This is a genomic window from Clostridium sp. CM042, assembly GCF_055080995.1.
This window is the reverse complement of record NZ_CM143646.1, coordinates 571,379-591,972: the sequence shown is the minus strand read 5'-3', so window position 1 is coordinate 591,972 and position 20,594 is coordinate 571,379. Positions and strand designations below refer to the sequence as shown.

Here is a 20,594-nt window from a genome sequence, read left to right as displayed (position 1 = left end):
TTAAAATAATAGTAAAATACATAGAGAGTAGGAAATAGAATGGCTGGATTAGGTGTGTAGGCACAGAAGAGAATAGTCTAACCTTAATATATTATGATTTGCAATCTATTATATTACAGTTTGTTTCTCGAGAGCAAAGGTGTAAAATTGAATAGTCACAATTTCATTAATGTAATAAATAATATTCACAGCAGATAATTCTACTAAAATGTATATTGCTCTAACAAGGAAGGGAACTTAATTTCAACTCCCATACCCTTTAGCATTACCAACTTGGATTTTCCAATGGCTGCAATGATATGAGAGCAATTTATTGTAATAATTGGAGTAGTAATTCTAGTGCCTAACTAATCAAAAATTCATTTAGACAAAGCATCTATATTAATTTATAGATGCTTTTTTTGTGTTAATAAAAAAATTGCAAGTAAAACTTGATTAGTTTAATCACATATATCTCGCAAAATATAATATTCTCTTTATTGAAGAAACTGAAAAGGGGAACAAGAGAATACTAACAATGGAACAAATTTAATCAAACAAATAAATAAGGTATCAAAAATAATTATTAACAAAATTATTTTCCAACTACAACTTAAAATATCCTTTGTTGAGACATACTTGTATGTTATTTAAATCAACAAGTAGAAAAAAGCAATTAAGGTTACTATACGGGGTAGCGTCAACATCATAGTGAAGTATTTTATGATGTTAAATTTTTATTAATGATACCACATTTGGGGTATTTGATTTGCTATCATTCGATATATGGAATATAATGAAACAAGTATTTTAACGATACTTCATTATATTTCTAGGGGGTCTACAAAGAGAAAATTTCAGTGTAGTGAGCAATCAAAATGGAGGCGTCGCAAGACCATATCTACATTAAGATGTGTAGCTACTATTACTTAGACTCTTGGATAAATCTTCTCAATTTAATTTTTAAGTTTGTCACAAGTATCCATCTACTTTATAATTTACTGAAAGTGAATAATATAATTATGTAGCTGGAAAAACAGTAAAAAATAAAGGAGCGAAAATTAATTTTATGAATATTATTAAAACTGCAATTATAACTATAATAATATCATTTATATCTGGATTATTGTTAGATTATTATAGAAATTTAGGACCTAGAATATTATGTAATGTACGAAATGGTAAACCTATAAAAATGGATGGCAAAGAGCATTGCACATACATTATTACTGTTAAGAACCCATCAAACAAAACAATTCATGAGTTAACTATAAATATACAGGGTTCACAAACTAACTTAAAGAGTACGGGTGCCACAATAACAAAAGGTTTAAAATTTGATTCTTCAATAAAGGATAACATTTTAGAGGTTTATATCCCTTTTATAAGTAAGGGTGATGAGTTTTCAGTTACAGTATATGTAGAAAAGCAATCTAATTACAATAATAAGCCTATTATTGTAATTAGATCACCTGAAAATTTTAAGGAGATAGACTCTGTAGAACAAAAGGGAATACTATCATTTTTGTTTAATATACCTAAAAATGTAAAACAGGTAATCTTTAAGGCAGTGAGAAAGAACGAAGCAATAGTTCCTAATGAAAAAGAAGATTTTACAGCGGTTATGAATAAGGTAACAGGCGCTGAACAAACAATAAATAAAGAAAATAGGGAAGTGCTCTCTAGAAATAAGAAAACTAGTAATAATAAAAAGGCAATGATAATTATTGCATCAATTATTTTAGTTATAATTGTTGGGGTTTCAGGAAAATTTTATTTCAAAGGGACATCTCCTAATGTAAAAACTCCCGTTCCCAAACTGCCCACAGATGAAAAAGAATCAACTGGAGCTCCAGATAAAAAGAATCTTAAACTGGAACTCCAGATGAAAAAGAATCAACTGGAACTCCAGATGAAAAGAATCAACTGGAACCCCAGATGAAAGAATCAACTGGAACTCCAGATGAAAAAGAATCAACTGGAACTCCAGATAAAAAGAATCACCTGGAACTCCAGCTGAAAAAGAATCAACTGGAACTCCAGATGAAAAAGAATCACCTGGAACTCCAGATGAAAAAGAACCAACTGTAACTCCAGACGAAAAAGAATCAACTGGCCAAACCCAGATAAAAAAGAATCAACTGGAACTCCAGATAAAAAAGAATCAACTGGAACTCCAGATGAAAAAGCAGTCCAACTGTAACTCCAGGTGCAACTAGTTAGCGATGATGTGATAATGGAAAAAATCGATATATCAGAAACTAAAATAAAAGTATTGGAACTTAGACCAGTATAATTTAGCAATTGTGAACTGAGCCCAATTAAGAGGGCCTAGAAAACCAATAGATGATTTAATATAATCAAAAATACTCATAATATCTTGAGGCCAATTGAAAAAAGCACTCTCTTTTTCAGTAAGTTTTTAGGCTTGAACAGAAAAAACATGAAATACCCATATTTTTGGATGTTTCATGCTTTTTCTTTTATATTTTTATATTTAAGTTAAAAGCCTTATTTCATGCCTTTCAACTTGATTATTCTCTTTAGATTCACAGTGAAGATTGATAACGCACCTTGTGCATTTGCATGCTAATTAAACCTGACGATGTTGCTACATCATAGCCATGCTGGTGCTTAAGTTCACTGTTCTTCTACTATATAACGTTCTCTAGCACGTTTTTTAAAAATACTCAATTTTTCGAACTCTATTTGATCTTTGTGGAGTATTTGACTTTATTGAAACCGAATAAGTTTTAGATTTAGCACCTTCTTTATAGCACCCATCTTTAAGTGAATACAATTTTTACACTTTTCTACATTAAAATAGTAAGTTAGCACTTGATTTTTACCAACATTCTTCTTTCCCTGTTTTGCTTTTTTAATAGCCATGTACTGCTGGACATACAAATAAACCAGCATCTTTATTAAACTCAAATTCATCCTCTTTTTCGCATTCCTTGTGAAATTACAGGATTTAGTCTTGAAATTAAATACAATTTTATTTTCTTTGTATATTTTAAGTTTTTCATTTCAGAATAAGCTGTATCTCCAATTACTTCATTAACATCTATACCAGCCTCACGGCTTTTTCTATTAAGGCTATGAGCTCCTTTCCATCACTTTTTTCGCCAGTTGTAATAACAGCTGCTGTAATTAAACGTTCTTCACCATAGCAAGGTGTGATTTATATCTCAAAAAAGAACTATCTTCAGTTTTATGCCCCACTTTTGCATCCTCATCTTTTGATAGTTTCAGATTTTTCAAGTCATCATTAATAGCTCATTAAGTAGTTTAATTTAGTTTTCACATTGGATTTGCTGCAGTTTCTGGCTTCTCGTTTATGCTATCAATTAATAATTGCAGTACTCAAGAATATCTTCAAGTACTCCAGTTGTAACTTTATTAGGTAACTCTTCTTTAATACCAGGATATGTACCATACAATGTTTTTCTTAAGTTCTTGCACGTTTCAATAATTCGCTCGCTGACTTTTGGTTATAACGTGACTTGCAGGTGTAGCATCAACTATTATTGCTTTATTTTAAAACTCCCTTGGAGTAGCAAGTTCTACAGTCTTGTTTATTAACATTAAATCCAATAAATTCATGTCTTTTAAGGCGAAGCTTTCTAAATTTAGTTAATGTACTTGGAGTTTATTAAATTTGTTTCTTCTGGGGCTAAATTTAGAAAATATTTAAAGGACATATCATGTTATTCTTCAACAACATCTTCATCAGACAATTCATATATTACTTTCAAAAGTAACATTTAAATAGCATTATGGGGTTAATAGCACCTCTACCCATAGATGAACTATAGTTAACTACCAATTCATCATAAACAAATGAAAAGTCAACAAGGTCATTAATTTGCTTTAAAATGTTATCTTCCGGAATAATTAACGAATATAAGCTATGGTATGTATTTATTTTTATTTCCAATTGTCTTAGCATAATAGTATAGCCTCTTTATTTTGTAGTCTACTATACTAATTGATATATCTTTAAAAATTTTGTTTAGTCTATATTAAAAAAATCGCCATCTTTAATTGATGACGATTTTTCATATAGTTTTTCAGTGTGGCTCTAATAATTTACGGAGTATTTTTTCTATTAATATTACGCTATTTAAGATAATATTAATAGGAAATAGAAGCTAATTTTTTTTATTTCTCAATATGGAAACAATAATATTCACAGCAGATAATCCTACTAAAATGTATATTGCTCTAGCAAGGAAGGGAACAAATCCAAAGATAAGACTAACTAAGTTAATATTTAACAACCCTAAAAGTCCCCAATTTAAAGCACCAACCAATACAAACACGAATGAAAGTTTGTCTATAATACTAAGCTTATACATAATTACCCCCAAACTATTATAATTGTTCTATTTGTATAAATTATATTATAAATATAATATTTTAGAACTGTTTAATAATTTCTTTAAAGCGTATATAATGTTATAGTAGATAAATTTATACACTAAAAAATAATTTGGAAAGTACAAGTTAAATATGCGAACATTTTCATTACTTTTAGCACTATTACATGTTATAATATGAATGAAATTTGTTTTACATTTAAAATTGTACGTATGGAGGCAGAATATGAGAAATTCTTATAATACACCATTAAATAGTAGATATGCATCAAAAGAAATGAGTTATTTATTTTCAGATGATATGAAGTTTAGAACATGGAGAAAGCTTTGGGTTGCACTAGCTGAAGGTGAAAGAATATTAGGAATCAATATCACAGAAGCTCAAATTGAAGAGCTTAAATCATATGTAGATAACGTGAATTACGAAGTGGCTGAAGAAAAAGAAAAAGAAATACGACATGATGTAATGAGCCATGTATATGCATATGGGGTTCAATGTCCTACTGCAAAGGGCATTATTCATTTAGGAGCTACTAGCTGCTATGTAGGCGATAATACAGACTTAATAGTCATGAAAAAGGCTTTATTATTAATCAAGAAAAAATTAGTTAATGTAATTAGTAAATCTTCTGAATTTGCATTAAAGTATAAGGATGTTCCTACACTAGGATTTACCCATTTACAGCCAGCTCAATTAACTACTGTAGGTAAAAGGGCAACTCTATGGATTCAAGAATTAATAATGGATCTAGAAAATTTAGATTTCGTAATAAATAAAATAAAGCTACTAGGAGTTAAAGGAACAACAGGAACTCAAGCGAGCTTTATGAATCTATTCGAAAATGATGAGAAAAAAGTAAAAGACTTAGATAAATATGTAGCGAATAAAATGGACTTTGAAGATACATATCCCGTTACTGGTCAAACTTATTCTAGAAAAGTAGACTCTATAGTATTAAATACATTATCAGAAATAGCTCAAAGTGCATATAAATTCAGTAATGATTTAAGGATACTTCAAAGCATGAAAGAATTGGAAGAACCTTTTGAAAAAAATCAAATTGGATCCTCTGCAATGGCATATAAAAGAAATCCTATGCGTTCTGAGCGAATTAGCTCTTTATCAAGATATATTATAGTAAATTCATTAAATCCCGCTATAACAGCTGCAACACAATGGTTCGAAAGAACATTAGATGATTCAGCTAATAAGAGAATATCCGTAGCTGAAGCTTTCTTAGCACTTGATGGAGTATTAAATTTGTATATGAATATAGCTGGAAATATGGTAGTATATGAAAAAGTAATTACTGCTCATGTAAACCATGAGCTTCCATTTATGGCTACAGAAAACATCCTTATGGAATCTGTTAAAAGGGGCGGGGACAGACAAGAGCTTCATGAGAACATTAGAGTTCATTCTATGGCTGCAGCAAAGCGGGTTAAAGAAGAAGGCTTAAATAATGATCTTATAGAAAGAATTATAAATGATGATAGTTTTAAGATGTCAAAAGAAGAGATTCTAGCTGTAATTGACCCGATTAAATTTGTAGGTAGAGCTCCAAGTCAAGTAGTAGAATTTATAGATGAATATGTAAAACCAATAATTGAGGCCAACAAAGATGCATTAGGAGTAGAAACTTCTATAAACGTATAATCCTTAACATTGGATAGAAATTATACTATAAAAAGCTATCAGTAATGCAAACTGATAGCTTTTTAATTTTAACGACATTTCAGAAGGAAAGTCTCCCAATTTCAATTGGAAACATGAAAAATAATAAAAATAAATAAATATTTTTATTATTTTTAAAAAAATCAGGATTTTGCTCCCCCTCTTATAGTATAATAATGTCGTGAAATGTAAGTTTCACGACATTATTATGATTTTTGGAGGTACTTATGAAATCGAATATAAATACTATTTATAACAATGAACTCCCACAGTTTTTAAATGATTATCTTAATTATTTATCTACTATTAAAGGCTGTTCTAGCTCTACTATTCTTGCTTATACCGCTGATTTATCGTTACTACTAAAGTTCTTAAAAATGTATAAAGGTCTAGTCTCTTCCGAGAATGCTCTCCCTCTTGAGAACATTATAATTAGTGACCTAACTTTAGCTACATTAAAAACTCTTACATTGCAGGATTTATATGCCTATATCTCCTATCTTGGGAAATATAGGGCTAATGGTAATTACGCTAAAGCAAGAAAAATTGCATCTATAAAGTCTCTATTTAAGTATTTAACCACTAAGGCTAAAGTGTTAACTATAGACCCGACAATAGATCTAGAGTCACCAAAACTTGGCAAAAGAAGCCCCGTTTTTTTAACATTAAATGAAAGTAAGGCACTACTAGATGCTACACTCTCTAGAGATATGCATTCTATTCGCGATCATAGTATTATTACATTATTCTTAAACTGTGGTATCAGGCTGTCAGAACTCTGCAGTATAAATATATCCGATTTGAAAGATGATACATTATCTATTATTGGAAAAGGAAATAAAGAACGTACTATTTATTTGAATAAAGCATCACTAAGAGCAATTTATAAATATTTACCTATTAGAAATATAAACATAGCTAAAATTCATGTTGAAGATAAGGATGCCCTCTTTATCAGTGGCAAATACGGAAGAATTAATAAACGAACTGTGGAGAGAATTGTAAAAAAGTATATAGGCAATGCTGGTCTTAATAAAGATAAATATACTCCTCATAAATTAAGACATACCTCCGCTACTCTTATGTATAAATATGGGAATGTAGATATTAGAAGTCTACAAGAAATATTAGGTCATGAAAATATATCTACCACACAAATATATACTCATGTAGATAATGATAAATTAAGAAATGCGGTTAAGTCAAACCCACTTTCTGATGAATAAAAAAGAAAAAAGTATATATTACTACTAATGCATTCACTTCGCTAAGAACTACTAATTTTTTTTAAATTAATCTGCTAAAAAATATAAACTCGCTGTAATCTGTACCCTTTGTCAAGGACAATTAGAAAAAACTATATTGAATTATAAAGATGATTTCTGTATTGAACAGGAGTCATCTTTTTCAAATCCCATTGATATCTATATCTATTATAATAGATCATATATTTTTTAATTTCTTTCTTTAACTCTACTAATGTTTGACACTCTTTTATGTTTGCCTCATCTTTGAAATGACCGAAGAATGATTCCTGTGGAGCGTTATCCCAACAGTTTCCACGTCTTGACATAGATTGTCCTAGTCCACAACTTTTAACGAGATTTTGAAGGATTGGACTTGTATAATGACAACCTTGATCTGAGTGAATAAATGCATCTTTAGATATTTTAATATTTCTATTCTTTTTTAGCTTTAGTATAGTATCAGTGACTATATCCATCTTAATATTAGCTGACACATTATATGCCAGTATTTCATTTGTAGAGGAATCCTTAATCGTTGATAAATACGCCCTATGACCCTTTCCATAAAACAAATAAGTTATATCTGTAAGCAATACCTTGCCAGGTATATTTTGCTTGAAGTTTCTATTTAATAGATTTGGTAAAACAGCATGTTCGAGGGTGGCTTTCATCATCCTTTTATAAGGATTTGCTTTTCTAATAGGACATACAATTTGGTATTTCTTCATTATCCTACGGATACGTTTCAAATTGTAAACGATACCAAATTCGCCTTCTAACGTCATTTTAATTTGTCTAGCTCCTTTTTTGCGGCCTTTAAAGTTATATGCTTTTAAGATAGTATCTCGCACTATTTGATCATGATCGTCACGTTGATTCCTAACTCCTTGTGAACTAACTGAGAAATAGTTGTAGTAGCCTGAACGGGATACCCCCGACACACTGCATAAATGGCTAAGCATATTTCTGAGTTTATATTTTTTAATTTGTGAATTGATAAGAATATATTTTTCTTCTGCTACTAATATTATTTTTTCTTTACCAGCCTTCTTTCTAGGATGTCGATTTTTTTTAGTAATTCATTCTCAGCTTTAAGTAAATTAACTTGGACCTTAAGACGTTTATATCTTTCTTCTATGGGAAGATCTTTCCCTCTTGATCTTCCGCACATTGATTTCCTTGTATCATTCAGTCCTATTACACCTTTTTTTCTATATGCAGTCCGCCATCTGTAAGCTGCTGATCTAATTCGATCATTTCCAAGAACGTCTATATCAAAACCATATTCTTTAAATATTTCTTTTATAGATTTGCCCTTTTCATTCTCTGTTACAAAAATGCGTTTATATTCATCAGTGTAAGTTATACCTTTAATACTAACATTTGTTACATATTTATTTTTGGATAACACTTTCACTTCTTTTTCTGTAAAATTCTTAATGCTCATTTATTCACCCCTAATCCTTTATTCCATTATACATAGAAAAACCCCATAGGGTAGTTTTTTTTAAATCGTCTACTCTATAGGGTACATTTTACTGTCACTCAAACATATATTTTTCTTTACGAATCTTAATTAAAAATAAAATAAGAAGTTCTAAAGCTCGCTTTAATGCATTATACGTAATATATACTTTTTTTGAGCATAAAAATATGCAATAGATTTTAACTATTTCTATATATACTTCTAATACTTATATTTTTTTTAGTCTTATAAGTCCAGGAAATTCTTCTTGAAGTAATCCTGAGTTATCATCTTCATTTTCAAGTAGCTCTTTTGCTCCGTCTATGTCATCTATAAATTCCCAAACTTCATTATTTTCAGGTATAAAATCATCTTTATGTAGTTTTGAAAATTCATCGTTGGCTACCACTGAATCATAATCTTCGAGTTTTGGTAGTTCCTCAATTTCATTTTCATTATTATCTACTTCTTCCGATAAATTAATTTCATCCTTATCATAAAAATTTTCTTCTACCCCTTCAATCTCATTATCCTCAAAAACTTCATCAATTTTTATAGCTTTTACATCGTACCCTTCCATTTCTAAACATTTACCGCAATTATTACATTTCTTATTTGAATTTAATTCGCAGACTTCACATTCTCCACAACTATTACAAATTTTCTTATTATTAAATATACAATTTTTAGACATACAACACCCCGCTCTATTTATTTCAATTACTTTCATAATAGACCATTATAGCAAATATATTTTCAATAATCAAACACTAACACTCTTTAACGACATTTCAGAAGGAAAGTCTCCCACTTCTATAAGTTGGAGTTACATGACCTAACAAATAGAAAACTTCAGTGGGAGTATAAATATCCTTCTGAAGTCGTCAATGCAGCTCCGCAGGAGATGATTTAATGATGACTTATGTAGTCACACATAGTAATATACAATTTTTTACCGCAAAATAGAACATAGGTTTGATGTTTTTACATTTATATGGTATAATTATACTATGAATGGGAGGCGTTGACGTGTTAACTGAAAAAAAAGACAAGCAAAGTGAAATATATAACTTTATAAAGAAACAGGTTCAATTAAAAGGATATCCACCTTCAGTCAGAGAAATATGCGATGGCGTAGGCTTAAGATCTACCTCGACTGTTCATGGGCATTTAGCAAGATTAGAAAAAAAAGGATATATTCGTAGAGACCCTACCAAGCCTCGTGCAATTGAATTAATAAAGGGTTCTGTCGTAAGAAAAGAACTTATAGATATACCTATTATAGGGAAAATCACTGCTGGAAAACCAATACTCGCAGTTGAAAATGTTGAAGATACATTTACTCTTCCTTTAAATTTCACTAAAACCAATAATGAACTATTTATGCTTAAAGTTTCTGGTAGCAGCATGATTGAAGCAGGAATATTGGATAAAGACCTTGCTATAATTGAGAAAATCAATACCGCTAAAAATGGCGATATAGTTGTAGCTCTTATTGATAATGAAGCAACTATTAAAAGATTTTTCAAGGAAAAAGATCATATAAGGCTTCAGCCTGAAAATTCAACTATGTCCCCTATCATAGTTGATGACTGTGCAATTTTAGGTGTACTTATTGGTATTTACAGAAAGTATTAAATACCCACTTTTAAAGAATTTATGGAACAAAAAAATCCTGCAATGAATATATCAATTGCAGGATTTTTTTATTCTATTACTAAATCATCAATATTAAATAACTCTTGAAAGCGCTATTAGTATTCCAATCTTAGCATGATCGAAAGTTAATCCACCCTGTAAATATGCTATATAAGGCTCTCTAATTGGAGCGTCTGCAGATAATTCTATAGATGCTCCCTGAATAAATGCACCTGCTGCCATTATAACCTTATCTTCATATCCTGGCATGTCCCACGGTTCGCATTGAACAAAAGAATCAATGGGTGACCCCTCTTGTATACCCCTACAGAAATTAATTAACTTTTCCTTATCATTAAATTTAATTGCTTGAATTATATCACTTCTTTTATCAGTATATTTAGGAAGAACTTCAAACCCTGCAAGTTCCATAATTCTTGCGCAGAAAATAGCGCCCTTCAATGCCTCCATAGCAATATGCGGTGCTATGAATAGTCCTTGATATAAAGAACGCATAACTCCAAACGTAGAACCACATTCTCCTCCTATTCCAGGAGTTGTTAGTCTGTAAGAAGCTTGCAGTACATATTCTTCTTTACCTGCAATATATCCACCTGTAGGTGCAATTCCACCACCAATATTTTTTATGAGTGATCCAGCAACTAAATCTGCTCCTACATCTGTAGGCTCCGTAACATCAATAAATTCACCATAACAATTATCAACAAAACAAATCACCTTTGGATTTATAGCTTTTGCAGCTTTTATAATATCTTCTATTTCAGAAATTAATAGTGCTTTTCTCCAGCCATATCCAGTAGATCTTTGAATATGAATTAACTTTATTGACTTATCTTCAATCAGTGTCTTTTTCATTAGAGCGATATCAACTTTAGAGTTATTATTTAATTCTAATTGTTTATATTTTACACCATAATCTTTTAATGAGCCTATATCTTCCTTAGTATTAATACCTATTATATTAAGAAGTGTATCGTAAGGCGTTCCGCATATAGACATCATGGTATCATTAGGTCTTAAATTACCAAATAAGGCTGCTCCAATTGCATGTGTTCCATTTACGAAATGCGGCCGAACAAGTGCACTCTCACAATTGAAAATTCTTGCATATACTTTATCTAATGAATCGCGTCCTATATCGCCATAACCGTATCCAGATGAATTTGTAAAATGACATTCGCTAATCCGTTCATCTTGTAGTGCTGTCAAAACCTTAAGTTGATTAAACTCTCTTATTTCATCAAGAATTTTAAACTCCTCTTGTACATCTTGTATTGCTATATCATAAAGTTCTAGCGTTTTTGAACTTATTCTATACTTCTTTTGAAGGTATTCTTTTGTTATATCTATCATGATTCCAGGTCCCCTTTGTATTATGTATTTATTTTAACGACATTTCAGAAGGAAAGTCTCCCACTTCTATAAGTGGGAGTTACATACCCTAACAAATAGAAAACTTCAGTGGGGGTATAAACCTCCTTCTGAAGTCGTTAATATTGCAGCACCGCAGGTGATGATTTAACTACCTTAATAATAGTAACATAAATAATACCGATGTAGAATAGTTTTATTTATATATCTCTTATATTCGGAGGTCTTTAATTGTCTCTTTCTATACTATTGTAGCACTGCAGATGATGATTTAACTTCTTCAATAATTTCTTCAACAGTTTCCTCTAATTCTTCGCCCATTTTTTTATACTCAATTTCAAATTTTTCATTTTGATTTTTCATATAGTACATTAACGCATAATAAGTAGGCTTAAATTTATCCCTTAACTTAAATTCAGTTTCATTAAATAGTTTAAATAAGGAGTTGTATTGTTTTTTAGCCATTAAAAATATTAAATATTCATTAATAGACTTATTATATTTATCTGTGCTATTAGCTACTTTTAAAAATAAATGAGATTTTTGTAAGGATTCTTCTATTAGATCATTACAAAGTAAGGTTTCCGATGAGACATAAATGGTGTTAAAATCATTTTCTTTTTTTTCACTTTTGTTAATTAGGTCCTCTTTACTGCACCAGATTTCAAAAAAATCCACAAGCCATTTCACCTGCTGTTTTTCTTTTTCTCCCCCAACCCTCCTCATGTACCATATGTTAAAAAATCGTTCTTTTATTTGGTACATATAATTTTTCTTATTTACAGGTATTTTATTTATTACTCCGTTTTTTTCTAATTGATTTAAATGAGCGGATACTTCTTTGCTTTGCATTCTTATTTCGTCTGCTATTTCTTTTGTGGTTATGGCATCAAAGCGTAAAGCTATAACATCAACAATTTCCTGCTGCACTGGAGATAACCTATCCATTGTGTGTTTATAAAGTGGTGTTACTCTATCTATTAATATATCTAGTTCTTTGAAATCGGGTTCGTTGTCAATATTTAAAATATCGAAAAGTAATGCCATTATTCTTGGCACCCCACCTGTTAACCGCCTTAAAGCTTCTATTTTTCCACTGTTACTTTTAAGTATCTCATTTATACCATTCTTATTAAAAATTTCACCTAACTTTTTAAAAAATTCCACAGTTTCTTCTGAATTTAATCCTTCTAATTTTATCAGCTTAAAGAAGTTATAGAAGGGTTTATTATAATCAAAAGTAAATTCTAAAACTTCTGAAGATGCTCCTATAATTCGAATTTCGGCAGAAGTTAAGAGAATCTCTCTAAGTTTTTGCTGCTCATAGATTTTGAACTTCTTTAGAATACATTCAATATTATCTATTAAAAGTATTAATTTTTTATTTTTTTCTTTAAGTTTTTGCTCAAGTATTTTAAAGCATATATCTTCGTAGTCTTCTTCCTCTGCATATTTATCCATTTCATCATAAAGCCCTACAAATTCATCATTTTCCATTTCAAGATTCGCAGCCGTTACCTCCCAAAGTTTAAATAGCCTCCTTATACAATATTGCTCCTCAGGAAATATAACAGGAATAAACTTTGCTTTTAATTCCTTATCTCCTTTTATTTCAAAGTATATTCTTTTTAATAAAGTTGTTTTGCCATAGCCTCTTTGACCTTCTATAATATAATGCTGCTCTGGATATTTCATGTCAGAATTTTTTATATCTTTAAAAATTTTTTGAAATTCCTTTTTTCTTATTACAAATCTATCAACTAATTCTTGATGCGATAAATTATTGGGATTATAAAAACTTAAACTAGTAGTTTGCATTTTTTTTACACCACCACATTCTTAATATAGGAGAAGTAAATGTATATATTTTTTCCTCCTCATCATTATTTATATATCCATCATCAATAATAGTATTTAAGAGATCTTTATATGTTTCGCAAAGATTGTATTTTACAGCTAAATCATATATTTCGTTGTAAGTTATCTTCTTAGCTTCTGTTATAGATATTATGTTTAATACTTCTATAATGAACTTGTAGTCATTATTTTTGTACACCTTAAGTCTCTCATGCCAACTGCTAAATTTATTATTTTCTTCTATCATACGTCTAATTGCTATATCAACTGATTTATTATATATAGCGCATATTTGATCTTCATCATAAATGTCCTGAATTTTATCCATAGCAAGTTGAATATAAAAAGGAATCAACCACTTAATTTCATGTAGCATATGATTTATAGTATCAGTATCCATTGTAAAATCAAGCCCTTTAAGTAGTTCATTTATAAGACTTTTTCCTTCTGCTTCACTTAGTGGAGTGACTTTTAATATATCTAGATCATTTATAAACTTTGAAGAATCCATTCGTCTTGCAATACCCTCGAGGCTTATGGAACCTGTATATATGAATTGAAATTTATTATTTATATTACTATTTTGTCTTAATGCTCTATTACTTTGAAGGAGATGAACTGCATATGTAGTGCCTTCATTTTGTTGAATATTTTCTATTGTTTGAGCAAATTCATCTATCATTATAATTAATTTGTGCCCTTCTAAATCAATAGATCTCATAATTTCTATAAACTTTTCATAATAATTCAATTCAATAGTTTTAGTAAACTTAACAGAGTCTATTCCTACTTCGTCTATACTTTTGAAAATGTTTTTAGCTAAATCTTTAATTGAATTTATTACTTTATCTCTTTTCTTTATTGAATCACAATTTAAAATGGCCTTTACGATCTCCTTATAATACTTATTTTCGTTATACACGGACTCTGTAATTACATAGATTATATAGTATTTATCCTTTGGATTATCTTCTATATACCTCATTAAAGATGTTTTTCCAACCCTTCTTGGAGCTGAAATTATAATACTACTATTTGAATCAATTTTTCTCCATAATTTGTTTATTAAAATAGGCCTTTTAAAAAAATTTTCACCTCGTGCAGCTTGCCCTGTTGTGATTTTCATAATTAACACCTCCGCCATTCCTTATATTGACAATTATATCTAACAAAAAATATTTTGTCAAGTATTTTAACAAAATATTTTTTGTTAGGTGTGATAAAAACATAAATTATGCTAGGGCTGCAAAAAAGCATTATAAAAGGGTTGAAGAATTGATAAGTGTAGTAAAGTGTAGTATAAAAACTTGATTTAAAAAGTTTTTATAACTATGTTTAAATTTCCAATCTGTCTACGTTGGAGCGTTGTATACGATGAAAGTCGCCCGTACAGTGTGGGAAGGTGGAAAAGACCGAGATAGTAATATCAGAGTTTTACCTATCTTCATAACTTGCTGTCCATAAACTTGTTTACATTCTAAGCGAGAAAAATGAAATTGGCATTTCTCTATAGGATTTTTAGCCTGTGGCGAAGGCTTTATGTGATTACAGATAGTATCATCAATAATCACATAAATAGGCTTGTCGGTATCTTTTGATAACTTTCATATTTTATTAATTGCAAATTTTTGTAATGTTCGTAAAACATAATCTTCATTCCATAGATTGTTTGATAAAAAACTTACTACGGAAGTTCTATGCCTTGAACTATAACAGTTTTCAGTTATATGAATAACTTTACCATTACAACCACGACCTACGATCCCAAATACGAAGGTGCAAATAGTTTAAATTGTGGCAGTGTTAAATAAAGTAATATTCTATATTACTTTAATAAATCTGTTAATTAATTTATCATATGGTATATTATTTTCTGTAATTCCAAAATATATTATGAAATTTGCTCATTTATAGTATTTAACATTTGCACTCTATATAGTTATATTTAGTCCTTCTTCAATCTTGCTTCAAAGATGTTACCTTGTGTCGGAATATTCATTTTTTTAGCATAAATTTTTGTTAATCCAACTTTCTCGAACAATCTCACTATCTCCTCATTTGAATTATTACTTGGTTCTCTCATTAAAACTGTACCATCGACTTTTAACTTATTGACAAGGTTAAATATAACCTCACTTAGTTCTTCAATGGGTATTTCATGCAAAACAAAATGGAAATTTATTATATCATATGAATTATCTAAAATATCGAGTTCCCCAATGTAACCTAATTTATAGTCAACATTGTTGTATCTATCAAGATTCTTCTTTACACATTCAATCCATTTTTTGGAGACATCAACACAAGTTAACCACCCACCACCTCTATTAAGTTCTTTTGCAATAAAAATAGCTAGTCCACCTGCACCAGAACCAAAGTCGAGAATTTTTTCATTTCCCTTTAAATCCAAGGCATTTACAAATTTTTTATAATATGATCTCGCAAAAGTTTTTATAAGAAATTTGTTAATATACACTTCTAAATTAGTAGGTTCTTGAAACATATTATTACACCACCTTTATATTATTATCTGCTAAAACTATCAAAAACAAATTTCTATTTCATCCTCTTTGTTATCCTCAGGCTCAACAATCCTTTTATAGGTTGATTCAAATATAGACTTTAACTTTTCAACGTCTTCCTCAAAAGGAAGCATTAATTTTACGACAATGGAATTTTGAGTATGCCAAGCCGTAAACATAATATTTTTTACATTTACATCAATCCACTTACTTAAAAGCTCATCCTTAATCTCTCTCTCATTCTCCTGAAATCCCCCTTGAAAATTAAATACAATTGTCATATTTTCAATTTTGTCCTTCAAAAAGCTACTTGAACATGGATATTGTTCTTGAGCGACCTTGTCAAATGCCAAATTAAAAATATTTATATTTTTTGAAGATAATAAAGACATTTTTTGTCTTACATGCTCCTCTAGCCGGTCTATATTATAGTCATTAGTATTAATCATTACAGGCACTGAGTCAATAAACTCACCTACAGTTGCAAAATTATCACCACTTATGTAATGTCTCCCATAGTTTATAATCCAAACAGGAGCTTCGTCTACCCCAAAATACTCATTGCAGAAGTCACATAGAAATATTAAAGATGTCTGCCATGGATTTTTAATAATAGATGTATTTTCTTGCTTGTCCTTTTTAATTACAAATTCAAAAAAAGTAGCTACCTTCCTATTAGAATCACTAACCTTCCTTAAAATTTTCTCCATAGGTTTATCCATTTTATCCAGTTCTAGTGCTTGAAATAAATGTTGATCAGTTATATTATAAGGCCCTCTAGTTACCTGTTTCACATAATCCTCATATCTAGTTACCTCTTCATTTTCCACTCTAACATTTTTAATAAAACTCTCATAATATTCCATTATTTTACTTTTTATTATTTCCTCACTTAAAGCATCAAACGCTAAATGTGAAAATGGTAACAGTAAGTGCCACTCCCTTAGATTATTTTTTATTAGGAGAACTCTAAACGCTAAAGAAGTAAACAAATCAAATTCCTTGGTGAAAAACTTTCGTACAAATATATTAAAAATAGTTCCCCTGGCAGTAGAATTATATCTAGATACGTCAATAAATGGAATATCAATGTTTTCAGGAACTTCATACTCCACCCAATGAAAGTTTCCATCTAATTTTTTCATATGACTTCTTAATAAACTCTGATTTTTTATAAAAAAACACATTGCCTTATTTAGCATGTCAATGTTAATATTTTTTTCAAACGTTATTACCATTCCATCATTATCAAATTCCGCAAGTTCTAGAGCATATTTTTGAACTGGAGCAGCCTGAAATTCTGCTATTGGGCAACCTCTTAAAATGGAATTAGAAAAATCCTTTTGCATTTTTTCCATACTATTATCTATTTCATTCATATCATGACTAACAAGAGAGTTCATACCTACAAACAATGAAAAACTATTTTCATCAAATGTAGTTGGTAAATTTGGAAACATTAATTCTTCTACAAATTTTATATAATGAGGTTGAATTACTTCACTAAAATTCGCTGTGACAAAGTCAGTTATCTCTCCCAATTGTTCTTTTTTCGTACCACTAATACACAAAACATGATAGGTCTTGTCCAATACTTGGCAAATTACCAACTTACTTGTCAAGTGCAGATTCTCGTTTAATGAAATTAATGCCTTGTCAGGGTTGCTAATCAAATTCCCACTTTTAAAAGTGGACATTTTTATGTATTCAGATATTTTTTTAATAGTCGAATATAGAAAAATATCATTTAACTTTAAAATTACTCCTACTTCATTAGCTTTTGAAACAATTTGCATTGCTTTAAGGGACTGTCCTCCCAGTTCGAAAAAGGTATCATTAATACTAATTTCCTCTACCCCCAAAATATCCTGCCAAAGACTTACTAGTTTTTTCTCAATTTCATTTGTTGGAGGCTGATACTTATTGTTACGTTGTGCATTTTTCGCCGGTTCTGGCAACATTTCCTTGTCTAATTTTTTATTTGGTGTTAACGGGATGCTATCAATCTTGATGAAAAAAGAAGGCACCATATAATCAGGGAGATTCTGTAATAAAAATTCTCTTAATCCAGAAGAATCGATTTCTACATCTGTAACAATGTATGCACATAAGAATTTATTATTTTGTGAATCATCAAAGTCTAAAATAACAGTTTCTTTAATGTTTTCATAGTTTAATATCCAAGATTCAATTTCTCCAATTTCTATCCTATATCCTCTTATTTTCACTTGCAGGTCTATTCTACCTAAGTACTCAATATTCCCATTGGGTAGCCATCTAGCAATATCACCAGTATGATACATGCGTTCAGGCAAATCAAGACTATATTTTTCATCGCAAGTGAAAGTGTTATATACAAACCTTTCATTAGTCAACTCCTGCCTGTTATAATATCCTCTTGCTAACCCATCGCCAGCAATAAATAGTTCTCCAGCAACTCCTATAGGCAAAAGTCTTTTTTTCTTATCTAGTATATACGTATGAGTATTGGCAATGGGCTTACCAATATGAACATTTTCATCCAAGTTTAGTTTCGCAATGGTCGAATAAACGGTAGCTTCCGTAGGACCATATCCATTATAAAAATTAGCACTACATACATTGCTCGCCAATTCAACTAATGATAATGGAACTGCTTCACCACCTGCTAATATGTCAGTAATAGAATTCAGACATCCCACATTTCTAGGATCTTCTAGTATTAATCGTAACCTTGATGGAGTAGTTTGCAAAATATTAATATTATTTTCCCTAATCAGCTCTCCTAATAGGGCTGAATCAGTTTGATGAATTTCACCCGCAATAACCACCGTTAATCCTTTAGCTAGTGGCACTAGTACTTCCACAACAAATATATCAAAAGCTATCGTGGTAAGTGCTAAAATTGATTTTGTATGAAAAAAATCCATCCTGTCAGTTAATCCTTTTATAAGATTTTGAACGGCCTTGTGCTCAATCATTACGCCTTTTGGTTTTCCAGTTGATCCTGATGTATAAATCACATAAGCCAAGTCTGTTGACAAATTGATACAACCTAAATTATCGTCTATATCATCATAAGTTTCATTATCATCAAAAAAAATGGTTTGTCCGTTGTATTTAAAATCTTTATATAATTTCTTCTGAGTTAGTAAAATTTTAGTACCACTATTTTCCATCATGTATTGTATTCGATTTTGGGGATGTTCAGGGTCTATAGGAAGATATGCTCCTCCGGACTTCAATATTCCTAGCAGTCCCGCCATCATTTCGATGGAACGTTCAGCCATAATACCTACTACTTCATTTCTAGCTACTCCCTTCTTTCTTAAATTTCGAGCAATTCGATTAGCTTTTTCATTCAATTCCTTATAGGATATTTGCGATTCATTCAGTTTTAATGCTATTTTATTAGGCGCTTTTTTAACCTGTGCCTCAAAAATTTCTTGAATAGTTTTTTCAATATCATAACTTGTTTTAGTGTCATTAAAACTAATTAACAATTTGTTCTTTTCTTCTGCAGACAATATATCAATTTTATTTACTTTAATAAAAGGGTTTTGAATAACTTTCATGATAATTCTCTTGAAATGTTGCAAAATGGATTTTACAAAGTCTTTATCGTATATACGCTTATTGAAACCAATCTTAATATTAAGCATATTTGAAATTAATATAGATATGTTAAAATCATGCATTAAAGGAGATGCTGTTTCCTTGATCCTATTTAATAACTGTTGGTCTGGGAAACTTATTACATTATCAAAGAGATCTTGTTTTAATTCTGAACATTCTTCAATCTCAGGTAATGAGATAATTTCGTATCGGGATAATTCAAGAGTTTCATTGTGGAATTTTTTAATTAAATCTACAAAGGTTTCATTTTCACATAACTCTAGACGAACCGGAACTATATTTTCCAAACAATCGGAAATTTCGCTGATTCCTTCAATATTAATATTTCTTCCAGGTACTACCTTGCCAAATATCACATCATCAGAATTATTATATATTTGCAATAACATTCCCCATATGACTTCCAATATTTCATTGACCTTTACTTGATATTTTTGTGCAATCTCATTCAAATCATTTGTGAGCTTCTCATCAATTTCTAAAATAACTTTTTCATAGACAAATTCTTTAACGTACTGATCCCCACCTGGCACTACAGTTCTCACGTTGTATCCGTTCAAATACTTTGTCCAAAATTGTAGACTATCAGATTGATCATGTGAAGAAAGTGGATATTGGATATTTATTTCGGATTTGCGTTCCATATTTCCCTCTCCTTTGTAAAATTTCTATAATTTTTGCTTATAATTCATAAGACTAGTAAACAGGTATTTCAAGTTATTAATAGAAACAGATAGGTATCCCCACTGCCTACCTGTTTCTAACATTATCTTAATTCTAAATAAACCTTTCTTACCTTAAATAATCTAAATTTCACTATTA

The 20,594-nt window shown here is 30.1% G+C and carries 13 protein-coding genes and 1 pseudogene; 5 read left to right on the top strand and 9 right to left on the bottom strand.

The annotated features are described in order from the left end of the window. Positions 1 to 1,048: 1,048 nt before the first annotated feature. On the top strand, positions 1,049 to 1,921 hold the full coding sequence (locus ACWJJ7_RS02735; RefSeq protein WP_462963824.1) for a hypothetical protein: 873 nt from the start codon (positions 1,049 to 1,051) through the stop codon (positions 1,919 to 1,921). Beyond that, a complete protein-coding gene (locus tag ACWJJ7_RS02730; RefSeq protein ID WP_462963823.1) occupies positions 1,918 to 2,070 on the top strand; it encodes a hypothetical protein in 153 nt (50 codons plus the stop codon). The genes ACWJJ7_RS02735 and ACWJJ7_RS02730 overlap by 4 nt, the downstream gene beginning before the upstream one ends. Positions 2,071 to 2,490: 420 nt before the next feature. Here the strand turns inward: ACWJJ7_RS02730 and ACWJJ7_RS02725 are convergent. Then, positions 2,491 to 3,934, bottom strand: a pseudogene (locus ACWJJ7_RS02725) (transposase). 199 nt (positions 3,935 to 4,133) lie between these two features. Next, complete coding sequence (locus ACWJJ7_RS02720) at positions 4,134 to 4,340, bottom strand: DUF378 domain-containing protein (RefSeq protein WP_462963822.1); 207 nt, start codon at positions 4,338 to 4,340, stop codon at positions 4,134 to 4,136. A 247-nt stretch (positions 4,341 to 4,587) separates the two neighbouring features. Here ACWJJ7_RS02720 and purB point away from each other — a divergent pair, with 247 nt between their 5' ends. Both purB and ACWJJ7_RS02710 read left to right on the top strand, forming a co-directional pair. Continuing rightward, a complete protein-coding gene (purB, locus tag ACWJJ7_RS02715) occupies positions 4,588 to 6,018 on the top strand; it encodes an adenylosuccinate lyase (RefSeq protein WP_462963821.1) in 1,431 nt (476 codons plus the stop codon). A gap of 245 nt (positions 6,019 to 6,263) precedes the next feature. Further along, a complete protein-coding gene (locus ACWJJ7_RS02710; RefSeq protein ID WP_462963820.1) occupies positions 6,264 to 7,262 on the top strand; it encodes a tyrosine recombinase XerC in 999 nt (332 codons plus the stop codon). Positions 7,263 to 7,393: 131 nt separating this feature from the next. Here the strand turns inward: ACWJJ7_RS02710 and ACWJJ7_RS02705 are convergent. Continuing rightward, positions 7,394 to 8,730, bottom strand: a protein-coding gene (locus ACWJJ7_RS02705; protein WP_462962368.1) for an IS3 family transposase whose coding sequence is annotated in 2 segments (ribosomal slippage) — positions 7,394 to 8,349 and positions 8,349 to 8,730 — 1,338 coding nt in all. Because the reading frame shifts where the segments join, the coding sequence is not laid out codon by codon here. Positions 8,731 to 8,977: 247 nt separating this feature from the next. Then, on the bottom strand, positions 8,978 to 9,442 hold the full coding sequence (locus ACWJJ7_RS02700; RefSeq protein ID WP_462963819.1) for a hypothetical protein: 465 nt from the start codon (positions 9,440 to 9,442) through the stop codon (positions 8,978 to 8,980). Between the two features lie 335 nt (positions 9,443 to 9,777). Here ACWJJ7_RS02700 and lexA point away from each other — a divergent pair, with 335 nt between their 5' ends. Beyond that, positions 9,778 to 10,386 carry a transcriptional repressor LexA gene (gene lexA, locus ACWJJ7_RS02695; RefSeq protein ID WP_462963818.1) on the top strand — a complete coding sequence of 203 codons (609 nt, stop codon included), beginning with the start codon at positions 9,778 to 9,780 and terminating at the stop codon, positions 10,384 to 10,386. Between the two features lie 93 nt (positions 10,387 to 10,479). On the opposite strand, the gene ACWJJ7_RS02690 is transcribed toward lexA, so the two are convergent. From ACWJJ7_RS02690 to ACWJJ7_RS02670, 5 genes are all read right to left on the bottom strand, one after another. After that, entirely contained in the window at positions 10,480 to 11,760 is a 1,281-nt protein-coding gene (locus ACWJJ7_RS02690) for a methionine gamma-lyase family protein (protein WP_462963817.1), read from the bottom strand. 264 nt (positions 11,761 to 12,024) lie between these two features. Continuing rightward, positions 12,025 to 13,596 (bottom strand): ORC-CDC6 family AAA ATPase, encoded by a 1,572-nt coding sequence (locus tag ACWJJ7_RS02685; protein WP_462963816.1) that lies wholly within the window; start codon positions 13,594 to 13,596, stop codon positions 12,025 to 12,027. Beyond that, the gene (locus ACWJJ7_RS02680; protein ID WP_462963815.1) at positions 13,583 to 14,761 is read right to left on the bottom strand and encodes an ATP-binding protein; all 1,179 of its coding nucleotides are present in this window, start codon (positions 14,759 to 14,761) and stop codon (positions 13,583 to 13,585) included. The genes ACWJJ7_RS02685 and ACWJJ7_RS02680 overlap by 14 nt, the downstream gene beginning before the upstream one ends. A gap of 819 nt (positions 14,762 to 15,580) precedes the next feature. Next, positions 15,581 to 16,138, bottom strand: coding sequence for a class I SAM-dependent methyltransferase (locus ACWJJ7_RS02675; protein WP_462963814.1), 558 nt, complete (start codon positions 16,136 to 16,138; stop codon positions 15,581 to 15,583). A 39-nt stretch (positions 16,139 to 16,177) separates the two neighbouring features. Further along, on the bottom strand, positions 16,178 to 20,416 hold the full coding sequence (locus ACWJJ7_RS02670; RefSeq protein WP_462963813.1) for an amino acid adenylation domain-containing protein: 4,239 nt from the start codon (positions 20,414 to 20,416) through the stop codon (positions 16,178 to 16,180). Positions 20,417 to 20,594: the final 178 nt, after the last annotated feature.